Consider the following 21,588-nt stretch of genomic DNA (forward strand, 5'->3'; position numbering starts at 1 on the left):
GTTTATCCAACGCAGGCACAGGGTAATGCGTCATGAATTTACTCTAAATTTTTGAATAATGCGATATCGTTTGCGTCCGTCAGATCCGGAATATGTTCAGATCTGGGTATACAAAACATACTTTGTGGTTCTTCAGTGGCCAGAATCCCTACAGCTTTGGGCAGTTCCTTCTCATTCCGAACAGGATCAAGGGGGCAATTGGCCAAATAGGAATAGACTTCTTTACCAGAAAAACTAAAAATATTCATACTTACCCGAAGTTCCCCAGACTCATCCTTATATTTAGGAACATCTTCCAAAGCCGGCTTTTCAACAATGCCCTGTAAAAATCCTTCCTCCGATATGTCCATTAAGGCAAATTTAGAAATACGGTCATCGGTGAACTCAAATCCCGAACTGGCGTAGCTAATGAGGGCATGGGGTGCAATGCGATCTGCTCTCAAATCCTGAAGTGCACCAACGGAGTAAAGGTTATCGCCATTACAGACTGTAAAAGCGGACTGCTTCAAGACGGGGAATTGATCCATGCATTGTTGAAGTGCATCTGCCGTTCCCAACGGCTTCTCCCTTCCTTCGGGAACATACTGTACGGCAATAAAAATGTTCAACCCAGTAGGCAATCCATGTGAATCCACCAACTTTTTAAAGGCATCATTACCCGGACTGGTGATCAAATATAAATTTTCATAACCTGCGGTCTGGGCATTCATCACCAAATAATAGAGAAATGGCCTGTTGTTCTTGCCCACAGGGATGAGACTTTTATGCGGAATATTGTCCATAATGCCCCCATGATCGGAATGGGATTCCAAACTTCTTTTCATTCGGGAAGACGCACCTCCTACCATGATTATCAAATTCTTGTTCTCCATTTTTATGATATGATTTCTACTTCATAAACTTTTTTGGCACCAGTGGCCAAAAATGCCTTTTTAACTGCTGTTATTTTATTTTCAGGCACCATGGCCACCATGCATCCCCCGCCTCCTGACCCAATTGTCTTGGCCCCTATGGCCCCAGCCATTCTGGCGGCATCCATCATCTTAGCCATTTCCATTGGAGTATTCTGAATTCTTTCTTGCAAGATTTGTTGATGTTGGTTCATCAGATTTCCCAATTTTTGAAGATCTGGCCTTTCCTTTTCCAATTCTGCTTTTGCTTGCAGGGTAATATGATAATTGTGGATGGTGGCATACCAGTGATCCTGAAAGTCAGCGGGCACAAATTGCCCATACCTTTGATAATCCCCCAAAACAGCTTCTGCTAAATTGAATTCAGGATGGGCCTGCTTTACAGAAGCTACTGCCTTCTTGGCAAAAACATTCGCGTTTTTGAGGACCAACAAAGTTTTTTTCGCCAAGCCTGATTCCGCTACCAGCAATTTACCCATATTACCAACTAACCGCTCGCTTTTCCCACTTTTGGTATCGATAAAGAGCAGACCTTTTTGGGCTATGGTATATTGATCCATCAAACCGCCTGGCGAATTAAAGAATTTTACCTCCGCGTCATACGCCCAACGCCCGATCTGAAAATCGCTGACTTCATCTGCTTTTCCATTGATGGTCACCAAAAAACGAATCCAGGCCACCAGCAAGGCCGAAGAGCTGGAAAGACCGGCGTTAACAGGTATATTTCCTGAAATTTCAATGAAATACCCTTCTTCAAAAACATATCCATGTTGCTTTAGCACAGCCATACCCGATCGGAAAAAATCACCGGGTTCGACAACAGCTAAGTCATCATTCAAAACAATGGAAAACTCTTGACCCAAATCTTTTAATTCAAGAACAAATTCTTTTTTGGGGTTTGGTATAGCCCATAAATGGATGAAACGGTCAATGGCCCCAGCAATCACCGGAAGGTCCAAATAATCTTGATGGTCTCCATAAAAACAGATTCGGGCAGGAACTTGTATTTTAATCATTGGTGGATTAGCTTATAAAATCAAGAACCGTACTATCTTTTCGATTGCCCATGGGTAAAACCCGGGAATACCAGTGCCACTCTCCCATATCCACGCAACGTTCCTTTAAATGGAAAACCCGCATTGTTAAACATCCTATATATATGCCTTGTGCCAAGGAGAGTATTCTTCCTTTTTCAAAAATCATTCGTCTTCATGACCAAAGGTTATTGCAAACTTGCAAGACTTTTTTCCAAGGTTTCAATCTTGGCTTCGGCATCTGCCGCTTTTTTCCGCTCTATGGCCACAACTTGCTCCGGTGCATTGTTCACGAAACGTTCATTGCTCAATTTACCCTGTACAGATTTTAAAAAGCCTTTGGTATATTGAAGTTCCTCCTTTATTTTTTTGATTTCCTCATCTAGGTCGACGGCACCACTAATCGGGATAAAATATTCGTTGCTCTTTACCCTAAAGCTTAATGCCCCGTCCATTCCAGTATCAATGGCTTCCAGTTTTGATACATTGGCCACCTTCCTGATGATGGTATCCATATTTTTACCAACTCCTTCGGCATTGAGCATAAAAAGTTCCAAGGCATCCTTTTGCGGGATGTTCTTTTCTTTCCTAATGGTTCGAATACTTGAAATGACCTCAGCGGCAAAATCAAAGTCGGCTATCAATTTGGAATCCACTTTTTGGGATTTGGGCCATTGCGCAACGATCAAAGCTTCTTCTGGAGTGCGCTCTGCCATGTGTTGCCAAACCTCCTCCGTTAAGAATGGCATGAAAGGATGCAATAGTTTTAAGTTTTCCTCGAACAATTGGATCACCGAACCAAATGTGGCGCTGTCAATCGGCTGTTGATAGGCCGGTTTCACAATTTCCAATAACCACGAACAGAAATCGTCCCAAACCAATTTATAGATGGCCATCAAGGCATCGGAAATTCGATATTTTGAAAAATGATCCTCGATTTCAACCAAAGTCTGGCTCAACTTGGCCCTGTACCAATCGATTCCTATTTTGGCCGCCTCGGGTTGGGGAATATCGGCAACCTCCCACCCTTTTACCAATCGGAAGGCATTCCAGATCTTATTGGCAAAATTGGACCCTTGTTGACAAAGGGCTTCATCGAACATAATATCATTTCCCGCTGAAGAACTCAACAAAAGCCCCACTCTTACACCATCCGCACCAAAATCCTCGATCAATTTCAATGCATCGGGAGAATTACCCAATTGTTTGGACATTTTTCTACGTTGCTTATCACGCACCAATCCGGTAAAGTACACATTTTCAAAAGGTCGTTTACCTCGATATTCATATCCGCACATGATCATGCGGGCCACCCAAAAAAAGATGATGTCGGGTGCGGTGACCAGATCACTGGTCGGATAATAATAGTTGACCTCTTCGTTATCAGGGTCCAAGATGCCTCCAAAAACACTTATGGGCCATAACCACGAAGAGAACCAAGTATCCAAAACATCGGAATCTTGGCGTAAATCGGATTGTTGGATTGACGGATTTTTGGATTTAGCCAATTCCAAAGCTTGCTCCGGGGTTTCCGCCACTACAAAATCTTCTTTCCCATCGCCATAATAATATGCTGGGATCTGCTGTCCCCACCACAATTGGCGGGATATGTTCCAATCACGGATACCTTCCATCCAATGACTATAGATATTTTCGAATTTTTTGGGGTAAAACTTGATATCTTCGGTTTTTAGAACAGCATCCAGAGCAGGCTTGGCGAAGGTTTCCATTTTCAAGAACCATTGATCGGACAATCTGGGTTCAATAACGGCCTTGGTCCTTTCGGAAGTCCCCACCTTGTTGATGTGTTGTTCCGTTTTTACCAAAAATCCTTTTTCTTCAAGTTCCTTACTAATTTCCTTGCGGACCACAAAACGATCTTTACCTTGGTAATGCAATCCAAAAGAATTTAGGGTAGCATCCTCATTGAAGATGTCGATGACCTCCAAATTATGTTTTTCGCCCAGATTCTTATCGTTCTCGTCATGCGCCGGGGTTACTTTTAAACAACCGGTACCGAACTCCATATCTACATATTCATCTTCAATGATCGGGATAACCCTACCACAAATGGGCACAATGGCCTTTTTACCTCGAAGATGACGGTATCTTTCATCATTTGGATTGATACAGATAGCGGTATCGCCCAAAATGGTTTCGGGACGAGTGGTTGCAATGGTCACTTTTTCATCGGAACCTTCAATATTATACGCCAAATAATACAGATTACCCTGCCTTTCTTCATAGATTACCTCCTCGTCGGATAAGGTTGTCTTGGCTTCAGGATCCCAGTTTACCATCCGGTATCCCCTGTAAATCAATCCTTTTTTATACAAATCCACAAAAACCTTGATTACCGAGGCGGACATATCGTCATCCATGGTGAACTTGGTTCGGTTCCAATCACAGGAGCAGCCCAATTTTTTCAATTGTTGAAGGATTACACCACCATATTCATGGGTCCAGTCCCAAGCATGCTTTAAAAAATCCTCTCTGGACAAATTGGCCTTATCAATCCCTTGTTCCTTTAATTTGGCGACCACCTTGGCTTCCGTAGCAATGGAGGCGTGATCCGTACCGGGTACCCAACAGGCATTTTTCCCTAAAAGTCTTGCGCGACGTATGAGTACATCTTGGATGGTATTGTTGAGCATATGGCCCATGTGGAGCACCCCTGTTACGTTTGGCGGGGGGATTACAATGGTGTAAGGCTCCCTTTTATCAGGGATTGAGCTAAAATAATCATGCTCCATCCAGTAGTTATACCAACGTTCTTCAACCTTTTTGGGCTCATATTTTGATGGGATTTCCATTTTTCGGTACAGTTTTTGTTAAATATGGGTTTGAATCGGATTTTTGAAGGGGAAGCACTACGTTACATAAAAACTATTCTTCGGATAGATTCCGATTCAGAAATACGAAACAAAAATAAGTAACGTTATTACATAACAAAAGAATTTTGGAAGCAGGTGTGAAAACATTTACTTTTGAAATTCACCCAAAAACCAAAAATGATGAAAAAAACTGTACTCGTGCTGTTTTTAGGGCTTATTTCCCTAGGGATTTATGCGCAAGAAGCTACGGCTAAAATTGAATTTAAGAGTGAGACCATCGACTATGGTGAAATTGACAAAGGAAGTGATGGTGTTCGTGTATTCGAATTCACCAACACCGGAACCGCCCCTTTGGTAATCAGTGATGTTAGATCTAGCTGTGGATGTACCATCCCCAAAAAACCAGAAGAACCGATCATGCCAGGTAAAACCGGAAAGATTGAAGTGAAATACGACACCAACAGGGTCGGCCCGATCAGAAAGGCCATTACCGTTACCTCCAATGCCGATACCCCTACAAAGGTTTTGAAGATCAAAGGAGAGGTTAAAGGACCTGGTGCCAGCAAGTAAAAAGGAAATTATTTTAGAAGAAGCCCTGGAAACTTTGTTTCCAGGGTTTTTTATTTCTAATCGTCGAATACCTTTTTCAATACGAAAGAAAACAGCAGGTCTTTATTATACCGTTCAATGAGTACTTTAACGCGTTTTCCTTCTTTTTCATTCAACATTTTAAGGATTTCCTGGATTTTGTAACGGTGCACTCCTTTTCCGTTAATGGCCAAGATCACATCCCCTTCACGCAGACCAGCTTCGGCGGCAGGGCTACCCGCCCTTATGCTGGACACCACTATTTCGGGGACCAAGCTCAGTTTGGTGCGATTCTCTATCAAAATCTTAACATTTCCGAAGGAGGAATCGTCGTCCTTTACAATACCGTTGCTATCCGCGATACTTTCTGCAATGTAGCGAAGACCATTATGCTGAAGCTCAATACCTGCAAGATTGTATTGAAAAGGCTCCTTGAAGTTGCTGTTTTTACGAAGAGTCACCTGACCACGGGAGTAATCGAACACCATGTTGAAGCGTTTTAGCACTTCGCCACCCACACTACCGTTTCGATCGCCCAAGTTTTCAAATCCTCCAAAGAATTCACGGTAAGGAAAGGCCACTTTGGCATCCTTCAGTTCAAAATCCCCGATACGGACCCCCTTGATCTTGGAACGTTTTCCGAAAATATCACCACTCAATCCTCTGCCCAAATGGTCCTCATAATTTTTATCGGGCACCTCCAATCCGCGTTCAGGCTCGCGAAATAGCCAGAGGGCATCACTACTTCCTGTATCTACCAACAATTTCACTTTTATGTTTGCCGTATCCCGCATTAAAACGGTCCCCTCAACATAGGCCTTTTTCTTCTCCACAATCAACGGAATGGTCTGATCGTTCTTCTTTTGCTTAAAGTCGTATAGTTCCGTGTCATGAAGTTTTATGCTCTTGGAGGCATAATTGACTTCCACTACAAAATCTCGGAACAAATCATACCCAATTATTCCATGCACGGGAATCCCCAATGAAGTTGATAAATTGATGTCCCGATCCAATACCACATAAAGATCCTGTGAAAAATTCCTGACATTTCCCAACTTGAAGACATTCCCTTTGGAACTCAAGGCTTTCATAGGTTCGCCATCGCCTAAGCCCCTAATGGTCACTTCAGAAACATTGTTGATGGGCACGGAATCCGATTCGGAAAGATTGAACAAAATCGGTTTGCTTACCCCGGAATCCAAGATAAAGGACAGTTCAGCCCCATTGATCTGGATAGGGATAACCATGAGGTTGTTGATAAGTTCAAACCTGATTTTTTCAAACTTCTGCCCTCTTGGCAAACCATATCCTTGCGCCAAAATAGTTGTTGGCACGATTAAAAGAAGTACAAAAAAACACAGCATTTTTTTTAACATACTCACTTTTATAAGGTTATGTATACTAAATATACAAAATCCATAGAATGGTCCCACTGAATTTAACATTTTGATCGGTGAACAAATATTCCAGAATATGTTGTTTTCATGTGTTGGTTTTCCCATTTTTGCGTAAAATTTTGGAAATGCCCAGTATCTCTAACAAAGGGAGGCACATGCCTGCTTCTCCCATACGAAAATTGGTGCCCTATGCCGAGGCAGCTAAAAAACGTGGTACCCACGTAATCCACCTCAACATTGGACAACCAGACATCAAGACCCCAAAGGTTGCATTGGATGCCGTTCGAAACCACAATATTGAGGTCTTGGCCTATAGTATGACGGAGGGCTCTGAACAATATCGGGAAAAAATTGCTGCATATTATGCAAAAAAGGATATACAGGTCAGTGCCAAGGAAATAATCGTTACCACGGGTGGTTCGGAGGCGTTGAGCTTTGCCATGGGCACTATCATGGATGCCGAGGATGAAATCATCATCCCAGAACCTTTTTATGCCAATTATAATGGTTTTGCCACCGCCGCAGGTGTAAATGTGGTCCCCATCCCTTCAAGCATCGAAACCAATTTTGCATTGCCCCCAATAGCGGAATTTGAAAAACTCATCACCTCAAAAACCAAGGCCATTCTCATTTGCAACCCTGGTAACCCAACCGGATACCTTTATAGCAAAGAGGAAATTTTGCAATTGGCCGAAATGGTGAAAAAACACAATTTGTTCTTGATCGCAGATGAAGTGTACCGTGAGTTCACCTATGAAGGAAGGACCCATTATTCCATTCTGCAAGTGGAAGGTTTGGAAGAACATGCCATTGTGGTGGATTCGGTTTCCAAACGATATAGCATGTGCGGTGCCCGAATCGGGTGTTTGGTCTCGAAGAACAGGGAAGTGATCCAAACAGCCTTAAAATTTGCGCAGGCTCGATTGTCACCTCCCACCTTTGCACAGATTGCAAGCGAAGCCGCCTTGGAAACCCCTCAGGAATATTTTGATGCCGTGATCGAGGAATATGTATCCAGAAGAAATGTGCTGATTTCGGAACTACAGAAATTGGAAGGGGTAAAAGTAGCGGTTCCACAAGGCGCCTTTTATTGTGTGGTGGAGCTCCCGGTGGAAGATGCCGACGATTTTGCCCAATGGTTGCTCGAAGATTTTGAATTGGATGGCAATACCGTGATGGTTGCTCCTGCAGCAGGTTTTTATGCCACCCCGGGACTTGGAAAAAATCAGATAAGAATTGCCTATGTGCTCGAAAAAGAGCAACTTGTAAAGGCCGTCCAAATTTTGGGCAAGGCCTTAACCAAGTACAACGCCCGGTGAACATTCTGGAAAACATATCCTTAAAACCGTACAATACCTTTGGTATTGATGCCAAGGCGCGATTTTTTGTTGATATCACCGGATTGGCACAGCTTCAAAAAGTATTGGAATTAAAGGCATATCCCAAAAAATTCATCATCAGTGGCGGGAGCAACATGTTGCTTACCAAAGACATCGATGCCCTTGTGATGCATATCAAGTTGGAAGGTATCCACATTGTTGAAGAAAATGAAGATACGGTGGAAATCAAGGCCATGGCCGGCGAAAATTGGCATGGATTGGTTGTGTGGTGTCTTGAAAAAGGTTATGGTGGCATAGAAAATCTTTCACTGATCCCAGGCAATGTAGGCACGGCACCCATTCAGAACATTGGGGCCTATGGCGTGGAACTGAAGGATGTTTTTGTGAGCTGTACCGTCATGGAAATGGCAACCGGCGAATTGGTATCCTTCAACAAGGAGCAATGCCAATTCGGTTATCGGGAATCCATTTTTAAGAACGAGGCCAAAGGAAAATACATCATCACTTCTGTTAATCTAAGGCTCACCAAGCACGACCATCATATTCATACCGGTTATGGTGCCATTGAGGCGGAATTACAGAAAAATGGTGTAGTTTATCCTTCCATTCAGGATATTTCCAATGCTGTGATTGCAATCCGAAGGGGCAAACTACCCGATCCCAAGGAATTGGGCAACAGCGGTAGCTTTTTTAAGAACCCTGTCATTTCGAGGAAAGCATTTGACAAGTTCATCAAAAAAAATCCGGAAGCCCCCCATTATGAAACCGAGGACGATCAATTCAAAATTCCTGCCGGTTGGCTTATTGAGCAATGTGGATTCAAAGGAAAAAGATTTGGTGATGCCGGCGTACATGATAAGCAGGCGTTGGTATTGGTCAATTATGGCAATGCCACAGGCGCGGAGATTCTTGCACTATCCGAAAAAATAATGAAAACGGTTAAAGATACCTTCGGGATTGAGATCCAGGCCGAAGTGAACATCATAAAATAACCCCCGCACTTTTAACAGAAACGAGGGTTATACCAAACCAAACTAACCAAAATTATGTATACTGTGAGGGCGTTTAAACCCTATAAAATCTTTTCAAAAGCCCAAACGGGGAATGCATTTTCTGTCTTAGCTTTGTTCTATATACGAGATAAACCCTATTTTAGATTTTTGTCCCAAAAAAATTTTACCAAAAGCGTCATACATGAGCACACTGATTGAAAGACATATTGTTTCACTACTAGCAGAAAAGGACGATAGGGCCATTTCCCTGCTATATGAAAATTATAGTGAAACGCTCTACGGTGTGGCTTTTAAGGTGGTAAAAGACGAAGATCTGGCCCAGGACGTCCTTCAGGAAAGCTTCATTAAAATTTGGAAAAAGGCAGATTCCTATGACGCCTCCAAAGCCAAACTTTTTACATGGTTGTTCCGTATTACAAGAAACACCGCAATCGATAAATTAAGGAGTGTAAATAATAAAGCGGATAAGGAAGTCCAAATCGATGTTTCCAACGTATATAAAGTTGGAGTTAAGGGTATTGTGCCCGACCATATCGACATCCAAGACAATTTGGATAAAATCGACCCGAAGTACCGTATTGTATTGGAGGCCCTGTTTTTTGATGGAATGACGCAGCAAGAGGCAAGTGAAGAACTGGACATTCCACTTGGAACAATCAAGTCAAGACTAAAAATTGGGCTTCGGGAACTTGGAAAAATATATGGCACAACAATGTCCTTACTCTTAATATTAAACTTACTGTCATGAAGGAAAAAGTAAAAATATTTCTGGAATCCGACATATTGGAAAAATATCTTATTGGAGATGCTTCAAAGGAAGAATCCCAACAAGCCGAAAGGTATATCGCCATGTATCCCGAGGTAAGGGAAACATATGACGAACTCCAAAAAAACTTGGAGACCTTTGCCAAAATGTACGCCAAGAACACCCCTGAAGGTCTGAAAGAGATCATCCTTTCCAGTGCAAAAAAGGAAAAAATGGTAAGCAAAAGGTTCTACCGTTATGCTGTCGCGGCCAGTGTCGCCGTTTTGGTATTCGCGGGATCGTCCCTATTCTTTTGGAACCAAAACAAGAACCTACAAGAGGAGAATACTTTGGTTTCCAATAAGATCAAGTATTTGGAGGACAACATGAAGGACCAATTGGAAGATATGAGAAACCAATTCATCGTCCTGAATAACCCTGCCACCAAAAAGTATGAGGTCAAAGGAAAACGTGAAGGAAAAGAGTTGAAAGCCATCGCTTACATCAACCCTGTTAAAAAATTGTCTTACATCAATGTGAGCAATGTTCCCCAACTACCCGAGAACAAATGCTTCCAAATGTGGGCCGAAGTAAATGGGGAATTGGTCAACTTGGGTGTCATCAAGCAATTTGACGACAAGGGCAAACTATTGGCCCTACCCTATGCCGACAACGCCGTGGGTTACATCACCATTGAACCAGAAGGTGGCAATGCCGCTCCATCCGTGGACAACATTGTTGCCAACATTGCCTATTAGGTCACAAACCTAAAGTAAACTTAAACCCACCCTTGCTTTACAAGGGTATTTTGTACCTTTGCTCAAAAGTTGGACTATGAAGTTAGCACTATTGACCATTGGTCTGTTAGCACTTGCATTTGCTGGCATTGCAATTAAAATTTGGAGCAAAAAGGATGGAAAGTTTGCCGGAACCTGCGCAAGCCAAAGCCCATTTTTAAACAAGGATGGCGAAGCCTGTGGATTCTGTGGCAAATTGCCACATGAGCAGGAATGCAAAAAAGACTCGTTGCCCGAGTTGAACTGATCCACTATAACCACTAAGGACACACCCCATTTTTGGAGAAAACCGATAATTCCATACAAGAGACCATACGCAGGGCAAAAGCCGGAAACCAAATTGCATTCAGCACCCTCTTGGATACTTTTTGGAACGATGTCTATGGTTTTCAGCTACAACGCACCAAGAACGAAAATGACGCGGAGGACATTACCATCAGGACCTTTTCCCGTGCGTTTGACCGTATTGACACCTATGACGATGCCTACGAGTTCAAGACTTGGTTAATCGCTATTTCCAAAAACCTGCATGTAGACCTCATCCGCAAAAGAAAAAGAACTTTGTTGGACGGTGTGGACCCACGTGGCGACGAGGTAAAAAAAGTGTTGGACGAATCCCCATCAGTGGAAGACCGGTTGATTATTGAACAAAACCTGGCCAATCTGCTGCAGGACATCAAAAAATTGAAACCCCATTACCAAAAGGTCATCAACCTTCGGTATTTTAACGAAATGAGCTATGCCGACATTGCCAATGAGCTCAATGAACCCGTGAACAACATCAAGGTAAAATTGCTCCGGGCAAGAAAATTGTTGGCAGAAATCATCAAAAAAAAGTGACCCATTTCCTTGGGTAAACTTTCCTTACCAGTTTCGTATCTTTGTAAATCAAATTCCGTTGTATGAGCACAAACGTGGCAGAAAGCGTAATACCTCCCAAAGGAAAACCAAAATGGCTGCGGGTAAAACTCCCTACTGGCCAAAAATATACCCAGTTGAGAGGTCTTGTGGACAAATATGACCTCCACACCATTTGCACCTCGGGAAGTTGCCCAAATATGGGTGAATGTTGGGGCGAAGGTACCGCCACATTTATGATATTGGGTAATATTTGTACGCGTTCCTGTGGATTTTGTGGAGTAAAGACAGGAAGACCAGAAAGTGTTGATTGGGCAGAACCCGAAAAAGTGGCAAGATCCATCAAGATCATGAACATTAAACATGCCGTGCTCACTTCCGTGGACAGGGACGATTTAAAGGACATGGGATCCATCATTTGGGCCGAAACGGTCAAAGCCGTCCGGAGGATGAACCCAGAAACCACCCTAGAAACCCTGATACCTGATTTTCAAGGTATTTCAACTCATTTGGATAGGATTCTGGCCGTGGCTCCCGAAGTGATTTCCCATAATATGGAAACCGTTAAAAGATTGACGCGAGAAGTCCGTATACAAGCCAAATATGAGCGTAGCCTTGAAGTTTTGGACTACTTGAAGAAAAATGGTGCCAATCGCACCAAATCCGGAATTATGCTTGGTTTGGGAGAGGAAGAACATGAGGTCATCGCCACCATGGAAGACTTGAGAAAGGCCGATGTAGATGTAGTTACCATTGGTCAATACCTACAACCCTCTAAAAAGCACCTTCCTGTAAAACAGTTCATTCTACCGGAACAGTTCAAAAAATATGAGGAAATAGGACTAGAAATGGGCTTCAGACATGTGGAAAGCGGTGCCTTGGTACGTTCATCCTACAAAGCCCACAAGCATATCAAGTAGTTCCCCCCAACCGTCATGAAAGACATCAGAATAGGCATAAACGGCTTTGGTCGTATCGGCAGGACTCTTTTCAGGCTATTACAAAAGCACCCCAACATAAAGGTGGTGGCCATCAATGATTTGGCAGATGCCAAAACGCTGGCGCACTTACTCAAGTACGACAGCATCCACGGCACCTTGGATGCTGATATTCATTCCAACGCCAATGCTTTGGTGATAAATGGCAACAGCATATCCATCCTCAACCACAACCACCCCAAGGATATTGATTGGGCTGACTATCAAGTAGACCTTGTGGTGGAGGCCACAGGAAAATTCAAAAAAGAAGAGCAGCTTCAACATCATATACAAAATGGTGCGAAAAAGGTGATTCTTTCGGTTCCTCCTGATGACGACTCCATTAAAATGGTGGTTTTGGGCGTGAACGAGGATATCATCCAGGCAGATGACGAAATCATCTCCAATGCATCCTGCACTACGAACAACGCCGCTCCTATGATCAAAGTCATAAACGAACTTTGCGGTATAGAACAGGCCTATATTACCACGATCCATTCCTATACGTCAGATCAAAACCTTCATGATGCCCCTCATCGGGACTTACGAAGGTCAAGGGCAGCTGGCCAATCCATCATTCCGACTACCACTGGGGCAGCTAAGGCACTGACGCGGATTTTTCCAGAATTGTCCAATGTTATCGGTGGATGTGGCATTCGTGTTCCGGTTCCGAATGGGTCTTTGACCGACATTACTTTCAATGTAGCACGCGAAACATCTATTGAAGAAATAAATGCTACCTTTAAGAGGTATGCCGATAAGGAATTGAAGCAAATTCTTCATTACACAGAAGATCCAATAGTTTCCATCGATATAAACAATAGTTGTCATTCTTGTACGTTTGATTCATTGATGACCTCCGTAATTGGAAAAATGGTGAAAATTATTGGATGGTACGACAATGAAACTGGGTATTGTTCCAGAATTGTTGATTTAATAGCTTTGCTTATAAAGAAAAACTACGTTTGATCTTGCACTTGATAAACAGATGGATAGGCGTAAAAACGCTATTTCTATTGTGCATTTTCCTATGCACCCAGGCAGTTATTGCCCAAAATGATGCAAGCTCTACAACAAAAGTCCAGGCCATATTCGATCAATTTATGGAATATAGGCACCAGAACAAGATAGCCCAAGCCATGGAAACCCTTGATGAGGCATCCGACATTGCAGAGAGCAACGAGGATACCAAGCTATTACTGGACACCTACCAACAATACGCCCGCATTTTCCTGGAAGAAGGTGACAGGGAAACGGCCCTTCGGTATTGGGACAGGGCCAGCATCTATCTTAAGGACATATCCTATTCTTACGGACAGGCCTTTCAATTATATTTGGATGCGGCACTTAGATACGATGAGGGAAACAATTTCCAAGCCCTGAAGTTATTGGACGAATCCAGAAAGATCAGTAACAATAGGAACCTCAGTAACAACATCCTATTGTTGGAAGCCTCCATTTTCACCAATATTGAAAAATATGATGATGCGATCAAGAACCTACATGCCCTCATTGTAAATTCTGATGACAAGGAACGGGCCTACTTGGCGGCCAAAGCCAATCTACAACTAGCCGTCATAAGCGTAAAGCTCAACGATTATGAAGAAGGCATCATCCACTCCAAGGCAGCGCTAGAGCTTTCCCAAAAGCATGGGTTCGCCAAAATAATCAAAGATGCCAACGAGGAGTTGTCCAATATTTACGAAAAAACGGGAAACTATCAGCAAGCCTTGATTTTCAACAAAGGGCTGGCCAACATAAAGGATTCCATTTTCAACGTTGAAAAAGCAAAATTGGAATCAAAAACAGCGGACGACATTCGTTCTGAGCACATGGCCAATGAATTGAACAAGCAACAGGCCAAAATAGAGGAATTGAGTGAATCAAAAAACCGATCGGAAATCACTGCCATCTTGACTTCGGCTTTCCTGACCATCATTTCACTCTTGGCAGTGTCCCTTTTTAGGAACAACCAGATAAAGCTCAAGACCAACGATCTATTGTACACCAAGAACAAAGAGTTGGAGCTGGCCAGGGATGCTGCAGTATCGGCCATGGAGGCCAAGACCAATTTCTTGTCCACCGTTACCCATGAGTTGCGAACGCCTTTGTATGCAGTAACCGGACTTACCCATTTACTTTTGGAGGAAAACCCATCGGAACACCAAAAGGAGCATTTGAAGTCGTTGAAATTTTCAGGGGAATACCTTTTAAATTTTATCAACGACATCCTTCAGATCAATAAAATTGACGCGGACAAATTGGAGCCTTTGAGCATTGAATTCAAATTGCACAAGATCCTGAACGATGTTGTGGATTCCCTTCAACCGAATGCCAAGGAAAACAAGACCAAACTGATCTTGGACTACGATTCCAACATCCCCCAACAACTATTGGGAGACCCGATAAAACTTTCCCAAATTTTCATGAACCTTGTGGGCAACGCCCTTAAGTTTACCAAAAATGGAAAAGTGGAGGTCATTGCCAAATTATTGAAGAAAGAAGAAGATCAGGCAAAACTGTACTTTGAAGTCCGGGATACCGGTATCGGTATTTCAGAGGAGCAACAAAAACACATATTTGATAGTTTTGAACAGGGCTCCATACAGATCAACCGTGAATACGGTGGCACTGGTCTGGGACTCACCATTGTGAAGAGTCTGTTGGGATTGTTCGGAAGTACCATTCATTTGGAAAGTGAACTGGATCATGGAAGTTCTTTCTATTTTGAAATGGACCTTAAATGTGATACCAAAGCCCTGGATGAAATCTCTTTCCAGTTAGATCCCGAAGAGTTCCAATTTAAGGGCTTGCATATTTTGATCGTGGAAGACAACAAGATCAATCAAGTGATCACCAAAAAAATGCTTACCAAAAAAGAGATAACTTGCGATATCGCCAATAATGGAAATGAAGCCATTGATCTTGCCAAGACCAATACATATGATGCCATTTTAATGGACATCCACATGCCCGGCATCAGCGGGGAAGAGGCCACCAGGCAGATCCGAAAGTTCAATCAAGACGTCCCTATCATTGCCTTGACCGCCATTTCCTTGGATGATAGTTTGGATAGTTTCTTTGCCGCAGGCTGTAACGATGTGGTAACCAAACCCTTCAAACCTGAAGTTTTTTACCAAAAAATTGGGGAGAACGTTCTCAGAAGCAAAATGCAGGGGTCTGTTTAGAACAACCTTTCAATGCATTCTTTCAAAATAGTATGGTCCACTTCCGAAAAATGGTGTGCCACTTCTAAATAATAAAGTCCATCAACTTTATCCTCCAACCGCACAAAGTCCTTTTCCGTAGTCAACACCAATTGATTTCCTTTAAAACTTTGAATGTCCTTTTCGGTAAAATGATGATGGTCTCCAAACTTGTAGTGTTTGTACTTGATGCCAGCTGCATTCAAAAACTGCAATAAGGGTTTTGGTGAAGCAATGCCCGTTACCAGCGTAATTTCATTATTTTTCAAGGCTCCCAAAGGCAAAGTGTTCCCTTTTCCATCAATGACTTGATCCGCATAGCTCAAACTGGCAAACAATATTTTTTGATGGGATTGTGGTTGCAGTTTGGTCTCCATAGCTTTCCGATCCGAAGTGGCCAACCCTGCCGGACATTTGGTTACTATGATCACATCGGCACGATCGGCCTCTTTTTTGGCATCACGCAAACTTCCTGTGGGCAAGTACCAATCATCAATATATAATTGGCCGTAAGCCGTCAATAATAAAGAAAAAGTTGGTTTTACCTTTCTATGCTGAAAAGCATCATCCAAAACAACCACATCCGGCTTAATGTTGATTTCAAGTTGTTCCATGCCATTTCTTCTATCGGTATCCACGGCAATGGCAACATCGGGGAATTTTCTATGCAATTGATAAGGTTCATCACCTAAATCCAATACCGTACTTGTATGGGAGGCCAAAACGAAACCCCTTGATTTTCTTTTGTATCCCCTACTCAATACAGCCACCTTATGGCCCTGTAATATTCGCAATAAATATTCGGTCATAGGGGTCTTACCTGTTCCCCCAACACTAAGATTGCCTACACAAATGGTAGGTGTGCCATAGGTTTTGGACGTAAAAACTCCCTTATCGTACAAATAATTGCGAACATGGACCACCAGACCATAGATCAAAGAAAAAGGAAACGCTATTTTGCGGAGCAATTGCAGCATGGGACGAAAATATAATATTTTATCTTTAGGCCATTAACATTTTAAGAATGACGGTAAAGGACATCACAAAAACTTTGGAAACATTGGCCCCTCTGGCGCATGCCGAAGATTTTGACAACGTAGGTTTATTAATTGGCGACCCCAACATGACAGTCACTGGTTTACTGGTAACCTTGGACACCCTGGAAAATGTAGTGGACGAAGCCATTGCAAAAAAATGCAACCTTATCGTGAGTTTTCACCCAATCATTTTTAAGGGTTTGAAAAAAATCACGGGCAGTACCTATGTGGAACGTGTGGTACTTAAGGCCATCCGGCATAGCATCGCCATTTATAGCATGCACACCGCTTTGGATAACAGTAAAATAGGGGTTAACGCCAAAATATGTGAGGTTTTGGGGATTAAAAATCCTGAAATATTGATACCCAAAAAGGGTACTATCAAGAAATTGGTCACCTACGCCCCGGTGGCAGACGCAGATAAAGTAAAGGCAGCACTTTTTGAGGCAGGTGCCGGAGACATTGGCAATTATAGCGATTGCAGCTATAGTATGGAGGGCGTTGGAAGTTTCAAGGCCGGAAACCTTGCCAACCCTACCAAAGGAGAAATTGGTCAGCTCCATTTTGAAAAAGAGGCCCAGATCAATGTTATCTTTACTTTTGAAAAGGAAAAAAATATTCTTCAGGCATTGTTCAAGGCACATCCTTATGAGGAAGTGGCCTACGAGGTGGTCACGCTGGAAAACACCAATCAAGACATTGGCATGGGCATGGTAGGAACCTTGCAAACGGAAATGGACGAAAGCGACTTTTTGCTCCATGTAAAGACCAAAATGAATGCCAGTGTGGTACGCCACTCACAACTCTTGAACAAAAAAGTAAAAAAAGTGGCCGTTTTGGGTGGAAGCGGTGCTTTTGCCATTTCCGCTGCCAGAGGGGCGGATGCAGATGTTTTCATTACTTCGGACGTAAAATACCACCAGTTTTACGAGGCCGAAAACCAATTGGTCATCGCCGACATCGGGCACTTTGAAACTGAGCAGTTTACAAAAGATTTATTGGTTGATCATCTTACAAAAAAAATTCCTAATTTTGCAGTCTCTTTATCGGAGAGTATAACGAATCCCATCAAGTATTTATAACATATATGGCGAACAAGAAAGAAAGCACCGTGGAAGAAAAATTGAGAGCACTATACGATCTACAGCTTATCGATTCCAGGGTGGATGAAATCCGCAACGTTAGAGGCGAACTGCCTTTGGAGGTACAGGATTTGGAAGACGAGGTACTTGGACTAAAAACCAGGTTGGATAAATTGAAAACGGATGTTGAAACCGTCAATTTTGAAATCGCAGCCAAGAAAAACCTTATCGACGAATCCAAGGCGCTCATTAAAAAATATACGGAGCAGCAGAAAAACGTAAGGAACAGCCGTGAGTTCAACTCCTTGACCAAGGAAGTTGAGTTCCAAGAATTAGAGATTCAATTGGCCGAAAAGAACATTAAGGAGTTCAAGGCACAGATCGAGCAGAAAAAAGAGGTCATTACCCAGACCAAAGAAAAATTGACTGAACGTGAAGGTCACCTAAAGCACAAAAAAGGGGAATTGGATGCCATCCTAGCCGAAACCGAAAAAGAGGAAAAGGCCCTTTTGAAAAAATCAGAGGAGTTTGAAGAGAAAATCGAAGATCGATTGATACAAGCCTACAAAAGGATCCGTACCAACGTGAAGAACGGTTTGGCCGTTGTTGCTGTGGAACGTGGTGCTTCTGGAGGGTCTTTCTTTACCATTCCTCCACAGGTTCAGGTAGAGATTGCTTCCCGCAAAAAAATCATTACCGACGAACATAGTGGTCGTATTTTGGTAGATCCACTATTGGCCGAGGAGGAGCATGACAAAATGCAAGAGCTTTTTGCCAAAATCTAATTCGCTTCCCATAAAATTAAAAAAGCCGCCTTAAAGGTGGCTTTTTTTGTTTCTTTAATGTTTGCTTGCCTTCAACAACTTTAACATCTGACCCTCCACCTCCTTGGAATCCCACTTATGGGCAATATTGGGAAGTTTCATGATCTTCTTCATGATGGCTTCCTGTTGATCTCCAATGGCAAGTGCTTCGGCATAGGGTCTATCCGAAAATGTGACTCTACTGTAAATAGGTATCCACTTATCCGGGTGTTTGGCTGCAAAATGTTTTTCAATCTTCTTTTGCAGCAAGAAATTGGGGTCGGCCGTTTTGCTGCTCATTTCAACAAAGTTACGGTAGCTCAGCTCCGCAATGGCATCCGCATTCGGTTTACGTTCCTTTTGGTACTCAGAGAATATGGATTCCCAATCATCACCGTACTTCTCCATCAGCTCATGGAGCACATAAATATCCTCAAAACCAGCATTCATCCCTTGTCCGTAAAACGGAACGATGGCATGGGCAGAGTCGCCCACCAAGGCTACCTTATCCCAATAGGTCCACGGGTAGCATTTCATGGTGACCATGGCACTGGTCGGGTTCTGGAAGAAATCCTTGGTCAGGTTCTCAATTTCCTTGCGGACATTGGGAAAATACTTTTCAAAAAATACCTTGGCTTGGCTCTCCGTTGTGATGTTTTCAAAAGATACTTCACCCTCGAAAGGCAAAAACAGGGTGCAGGTAAAACTACCATCAATATTGGGCATGGCAATGAGCATGAACGCACCCCTGGGCCAAATGTGAAATGAATTCTTATCGAGCTTATGCGTTCCGTCATCATTGGGCGGAATGGTAAGTTCCTTATAACCCACATCTATGAAATCTTGGGAGTAATCGAACCTACTGCGGCGTTGCATTTTGTGCCGGACCCTGGAAAAAGCCCCATCGCAACCAAAAATAATGTCGTATTGATATTCCTTCCACTCACTTTTCTCTGATTCGCCTGTATATATTTTTGCCCCGGGAAGATCTACGTCCCAAACTTTTTCATCAAAGCGAAATTCAGTTCCTTCGGCTTCGGCCAAATCGATCATCCGCTTGTTCAGAATCCCCCTGGAAATGGACCAAATGGCCTCCCCTTCCTTTCCATATTTTTGATAATAGACCGGTGTATCGTTCACATGCATGGCCCGTTTGTCCAAAGGAATCGCAATTTCCCTGATCTTTTCTGCCAAGCCTACCTTCTCTAAAGAGCGCCAACCCCTGTTGCTCATGGCCAAGTTGATGGACCGGCCTGAGAATTGGATGGTACGGATATCAGGTCTTCTATCAAAAACCGTAACGTTGTGCCCAAATTTCCTGAGATAAATTGCTAATAGGGAGCCCACCAATCCAGAACCGATGATGGCAATATTTTTTGGGGTCTGTTTCATATATGCCTAATGGGCCTTTTGCTGTTAATTGGCTAAAATACGGATTTTGAAATTCATTGAAGGGTTTTCAAATACACTGTCCAAAGTAATTATGTTTAATTTTTTTGTATTTTTATTAGACATTTTATCGGTAAGTGGCTCACAAAAAAACGCATCTTCCTGAAAAAATCTGTCCTGTATGCAATAGGCCATTTCAATGGCGAAAAAAGTGGTCATCCTCTTGGGAAGAAGTGAAATATTGTAGCGAACGCTGCCGGAGAAACAAATAAAACATGCAAAACCATTTACTTTGGTTCGGGAACAATCTAAGGGTGATGGACAATCAGACCTTGAAAAGTGCCATGAAAAGCACAAAGCTAATCGCAGTGTATTTTTTTGATCCCCGGCAATTTGCGATAGGTACCTATGGCTTTCGAAAAACAGAAAGTTTCCGTGCCAAATTCTTATTGGAGAGCGTGGCCCAATTAAAAAGGGAACTTGAAGAACTCAATATTACTTTATTGACTTTCATTGATCGGCCGGAAAACAGGGTGCCAGAATTGGTGAAAAATTATAAAATCGATGCTATTTTCATGCAAAAGGAATGGACTTCGGAAGAAGTGCATGCCACCAAATGTGTAAAAGCGAACCTGCCACCCTCTGTCCGATTCGTTGAAGTATTCGACCAGTTTCTATTGCACCCTGACGACATTCCTTATGCATCTTTTATTGACATTCCCGAGGTATTCACCCAATTTCGGAAACAATGTGAGCACTTGGTAAAGGTTCGCCCTATTGCGGACATTCCTACACAAATGCCAATAAGCAATTTGATTTCAGAAAATACTCCCTTACCCACTTTGCCTGAGTTGTTTTTGGAAGAAATAGAGCCTGATCCAAGATCTGCATTTCCCTTTGCTGGTGGTGAGAAAAATGCGCAGGAAAGAATACAACAGTACTTTTGGCAATCTAAAAAATTGGCATATTACAAGCGGACTCGTAATGGACTGATCGGCACGGATTATAGCTCCAAGCTTTCTCCCTGGCTTGCCAATGGAAGTATCTCTGCACGGAACATATTTTGGGAAGTAAAACAATTTGAAACAAGATTTGGAAGCACGGAAGACTCCTATTGGTTGATTTTTGAACTGCTCTGGAGGGATTACTTCAAGTATATTTCCTTAAAACACGGCAATAAAATTTTTCATTCAAAAGGGATAAAAGACCGATCCTATTCCTGGGATAGGAACCCAGATACACTTCGTCAATGGATACATGGGGAAACCAAGGATGCCTTTGTGAACGCTAACATGCTGGAATTGAAAAATACCGGTTGGATGAGCAATCGTGGACGGCAAAATGTGGCCAGTTTTTGGTCCAAACACCTCAAACAAGATTGGCGGATAGGTGCGGCTTACTTTGAATCCATGCTCCTAGACTACGACGCGCACAGCAATTGGGGCAATTGGATGTACAACAGTGGCGTGGGCAACGACCCTCGCAACCGAACCTTTAATACCAAACGCCAAGTAGCACTTTACGATCCTGACAAAAAGTTCCAAAAGCTTTGGTTGCAACCCTCCCTTTTTTAATTA

The 21,588-nt window shown here is 42.8% G+C and carries 20 protein-coding genes; 14 read left to right on the plus strand and 6 right to left on the minus strand.

Going from position 1 to position 21,588, the window contains the following annotated elements; genetic code table 11:
* Positions 1-38: 38 nt before the first annotated feature.
* The 3 genes from GTK07_RS14720 to GTK07_RS14730 form a co-directional block, all read right to left on the minus strand.
* Positions 39-872 (minus strand): sugar phosphate nucleotidyltransferase, encoded by an 834-nt coding sequence (locus GTK07_RS14720; RefSeq protein ID WP_203583810.1) that lies wholly within the window; start codon positions 870-872, stop codon positions 39-41.
* Between the two features lie 2 nt (positions 873-874).
* On the minus strand, positions 875-1,927 hold the full coding sequence (locus GTK07_RS14725) for a GHMP family kinase ATP-binding protein (protein WP_163636011.1): 1,053 nt from the start codon (positions 1,925-1,927) through the stop codon (positions 875-877).
* Positions 1,928-2,133: 206 nt separating this feature from the next.
* Entirely contained in the window at positions 2,134-4,758 is a 2,625-nt protein-coding gene (locus GTK07_RS14730; RefSeq protein WP_163636012.1) for a valine--tRNA ligase, read from the minus strand.
* Positions 4,759-4,956: 198 nt separating this feature from the next.
* Here GTK07_RS14730 and GTK07_RS14735 point away from each other — a divergent pair, with 198 nt between their 5' ends.
* Complete coding sequence (locus GTK07_RS14735) at positions 4,957-5,349, plus strand: DUF1573 domain-containing protein (protein ID WP_163636013.1); 393 nt, start codon at positions 4,957-4,959, stop codon at positions 5,347-5,349.
* A 56-nt stretch (positions 5,350-5,405) separates the two neighbouring features.
* Here the strand turns inward: GTK07_RS14735 and GTK07_RS14740 are convergent, their stop codons facing one another.
* Entirely contained in the window at positions 5,406-6,731 is a 1,326-nt protein-coding gene (locus tag GTK07_RS14740; RefSeq protein WP_235932879.1) for a PDZ domain-containing protein, read from the minus strand.
* A gap of 158 nt (positions 6,732-6,889) precedes the next feature.
* Between GTK07_RS14740 and GTK07_RS14745 the strand changes: the two genes are divergently transcribed.
* The 9 genes from GTK07_RS14745 (at position 6,890) to GTK07_RS14785 (ending at position 15,682) form a co-directional block, all read left to right on the plus strand.
* Entirely contained in the window at positions 6,890-8,083 is a 1,194-nt protein-coding gene (locus GTK07_RS14745; RefSeq protein WP_163636015.1) for a pyridoxal phosphate-dependent aminotransferase, read from the plus strand.
* Positions 8,080-9,096 carry a UDP-N-acetylmuramate dehydrogenase gene (murB, locus tag GTK07_RS14750; protein WP_163636016.1) on the plus strand — a complete coding sequence of 339 codons (1,017 nt, stop codon included), beginning with the start codon at positions 8,080-8,082 and terminating at the stop codon, positions 9,094-9,096. The genes GTK07_RS14745 and murB overlap by 4 nt, the downstream gene beginning before the upstream one ends.
* A 202-nt stretch (positions 9,097-9,298) precedes the next feature.
* Complete coding sequence (locus GTK07_RS14755; RefSeq protein WP_163636017.1) at positions 9,299-9,865, plus strand: RNA polymerase sigma factor; 567 nt, start codon at positions 9,299-9,301, stop codon at positions 9,863-9,865.
* Entirely contained in the window at positions 9,862-10,620 is a 759-nt protein-coding gene (locus tag GTK07_RS14760) for an anti-sigma factor (RefSeq protein ID WP_163636018.1), read from the plus strand. Before GTK07_RS14755 ends, GTK07_RS14760 begins: the two co-directional genes overlap by 4 nt.
* A gap of 76 nt (positions 10,621-10,696) precedes the next feature.
* Entirely contained in the window at positions 10,697-10,906 is a 210-nt protein-coding gene (locus tag GTK07_RS14765) for a membrane or secreted protein (protein WP_163636019.1), read from the plus strand.
* Between the two features lie 32 nt (positions 10,907-10,938).
* Positions 10,939-11,499, plus strand: a complete 561-nt coding sequence (locus GTK07_RS14770; RefSeq protein WP_163636020.1) for an RNA polymerase sigma factor — start codon at positions 10,939-10,941, stop codon at positions 11,497-11,499.
* A gap of 62 nt (positions 11,500-11,561) precedes the next feature.
* Entirely contained in the window at positions 11,562-12,437 is an 876-nt protein-coding gene (gene lipA / locus GTK07_RS14775) for a lipoyl synthase (RefSeq protein ID WP_163636021.1), read from the plus strand.
* Positions 12,438-12,452: 15 nt separating this feature from the next.
* Complete coding sequence (gene gap, locus GTK07_RS14780) at positions 12,453-13,463, plus strand: type I glyceraldehyde-3-phosphate dehydrogenase (protein ID WP_163636022.1); 1,011 nt, start codon at positions 12,453-12,455, stop codon at positions 13,461-13,463.
* 134 nt (positions 13,464-13,597) lie between these two features.
* The gene (locus GTK07_RS14785; protein ID WP_235932880.1) at positions 13,598-15,682 is read left to right on the plus strand and encodes a tetratricopeptide repeat-containing hybrid sensor histidine kinase/response regulator; all 2,085 of its coding nucleotides are present in this window, start codon (positions 13,598-13,600) and stop codon (positions 15,680-15,682) included.
* Here the strand turns inward: GTK07_RS14785 and lpxK are convergent.
* Positions 15,679-16,677: a tetraacyldisaccharide 4'-kinase gene (gene lpxK / locus GTK07_RS14790; RefSeq protein WP_163636024.1), complete on the minus strand. Its 999-nt coding sequence runs from the start codon at positions 16,675-16,677 to the stop codon at positions 15,679-15,681. The two genes, GTK07_RS14785 and lpxK, sit on opposite strands and share 4 nt — an antisense overlap.
* Before the next feature lie 47 nt (positions 16,678-16,724).
* Between lpxK and GTK07_RS14795 the strand changes: the two genes are divergently transcribed.
* The gene (locus GTK07_RS14795) at positions 16,725-17,819 is read left to right on the plus strand and encodes a Nif3-like dinuclear metal center hexameric protein (RefSeq protein WP_163636025.1); all 1,095 of its coding nucleotides are present in this window, start codon (positions 16,725-16,727) and stop codon (positions 17,817-17,819) included.
* A 5-nt stretch (positions 17,820-17,824) separates the two neighbouring features.
* A complete protein-coding gene (locus GTK07_RS14800; RefSeq protein WP_163636026.1) occupies positions 17,825-18,604 on the plus strand; it encodes a zinc ribbon domain-containing protein in 780 nt (259 codons plus the stop codon).
* 54 nt (positions 18,605-18,658) lie between these two features.
* Here GTK07_RS14800 and GTK07_RS14805 read toward each other — a convergent pair whose 3' ends face one another.
* Positions 18,659-20,014 carry an FAD-dependent oxidoreductase gene (locus GTK07_RS14805; RefSeq protein ID WP_163636027.1) on the minus strand — a complete coding sequence of 452 codons (1,356 nt, stop codon included), beginning with the start codon at positions 20,012-20,014 and terminating at the stop codon, positions 18,659-18,661.
* A 134-nt stretch (positions 20,015-20,148) separates the two neighbouring features.
* Here GTK07_RS14805 and GTK07_RS14810 point away from each other — a divergent pair, with 134 nt between their 5' ends.
* Both GTK07_RS14810 and GTK07_RS14815 read left to right on the plus strand, forming a co-directional pair.
* Positions 20,149-20,283, plus strand: coding sequence for a DUF2256 domain-containing protein (locus tag GTK07_RS14810; RefSeq protein ID WP_163636028.1), 135 nt, complete (start codon positions 20,149-20,151; stop codon positions 20,281-20,283).
* Positions 20,284-20,286: 3 nt separating this feature from the next.
* Positions 20,287-21,585 carry a DASH family cryptochrome gene (locus tag GTK07_RS14815; protein ID WP_163636029.1) on the plus strand — a complete coding sequence of 433 codons (1,299 nt, stop codon included), beginning with the start codon at positions 20,287-20,289 and terminating at the stop codon, positions 21,583-21,585.
* Positions 21,586-21,588: the final 3 nt, after the last annotated feature.

Origin of the sequence: Flagellimonas sediminis (genome assembly GCF_010500845.1) — a bacterium.
Lineage (GTDB): Bacteria > Bacteroidota > Bacteroidia > Flavobacteriales > Flavobacteriaceae > Flagellimonas > Flagellimonas sediminis.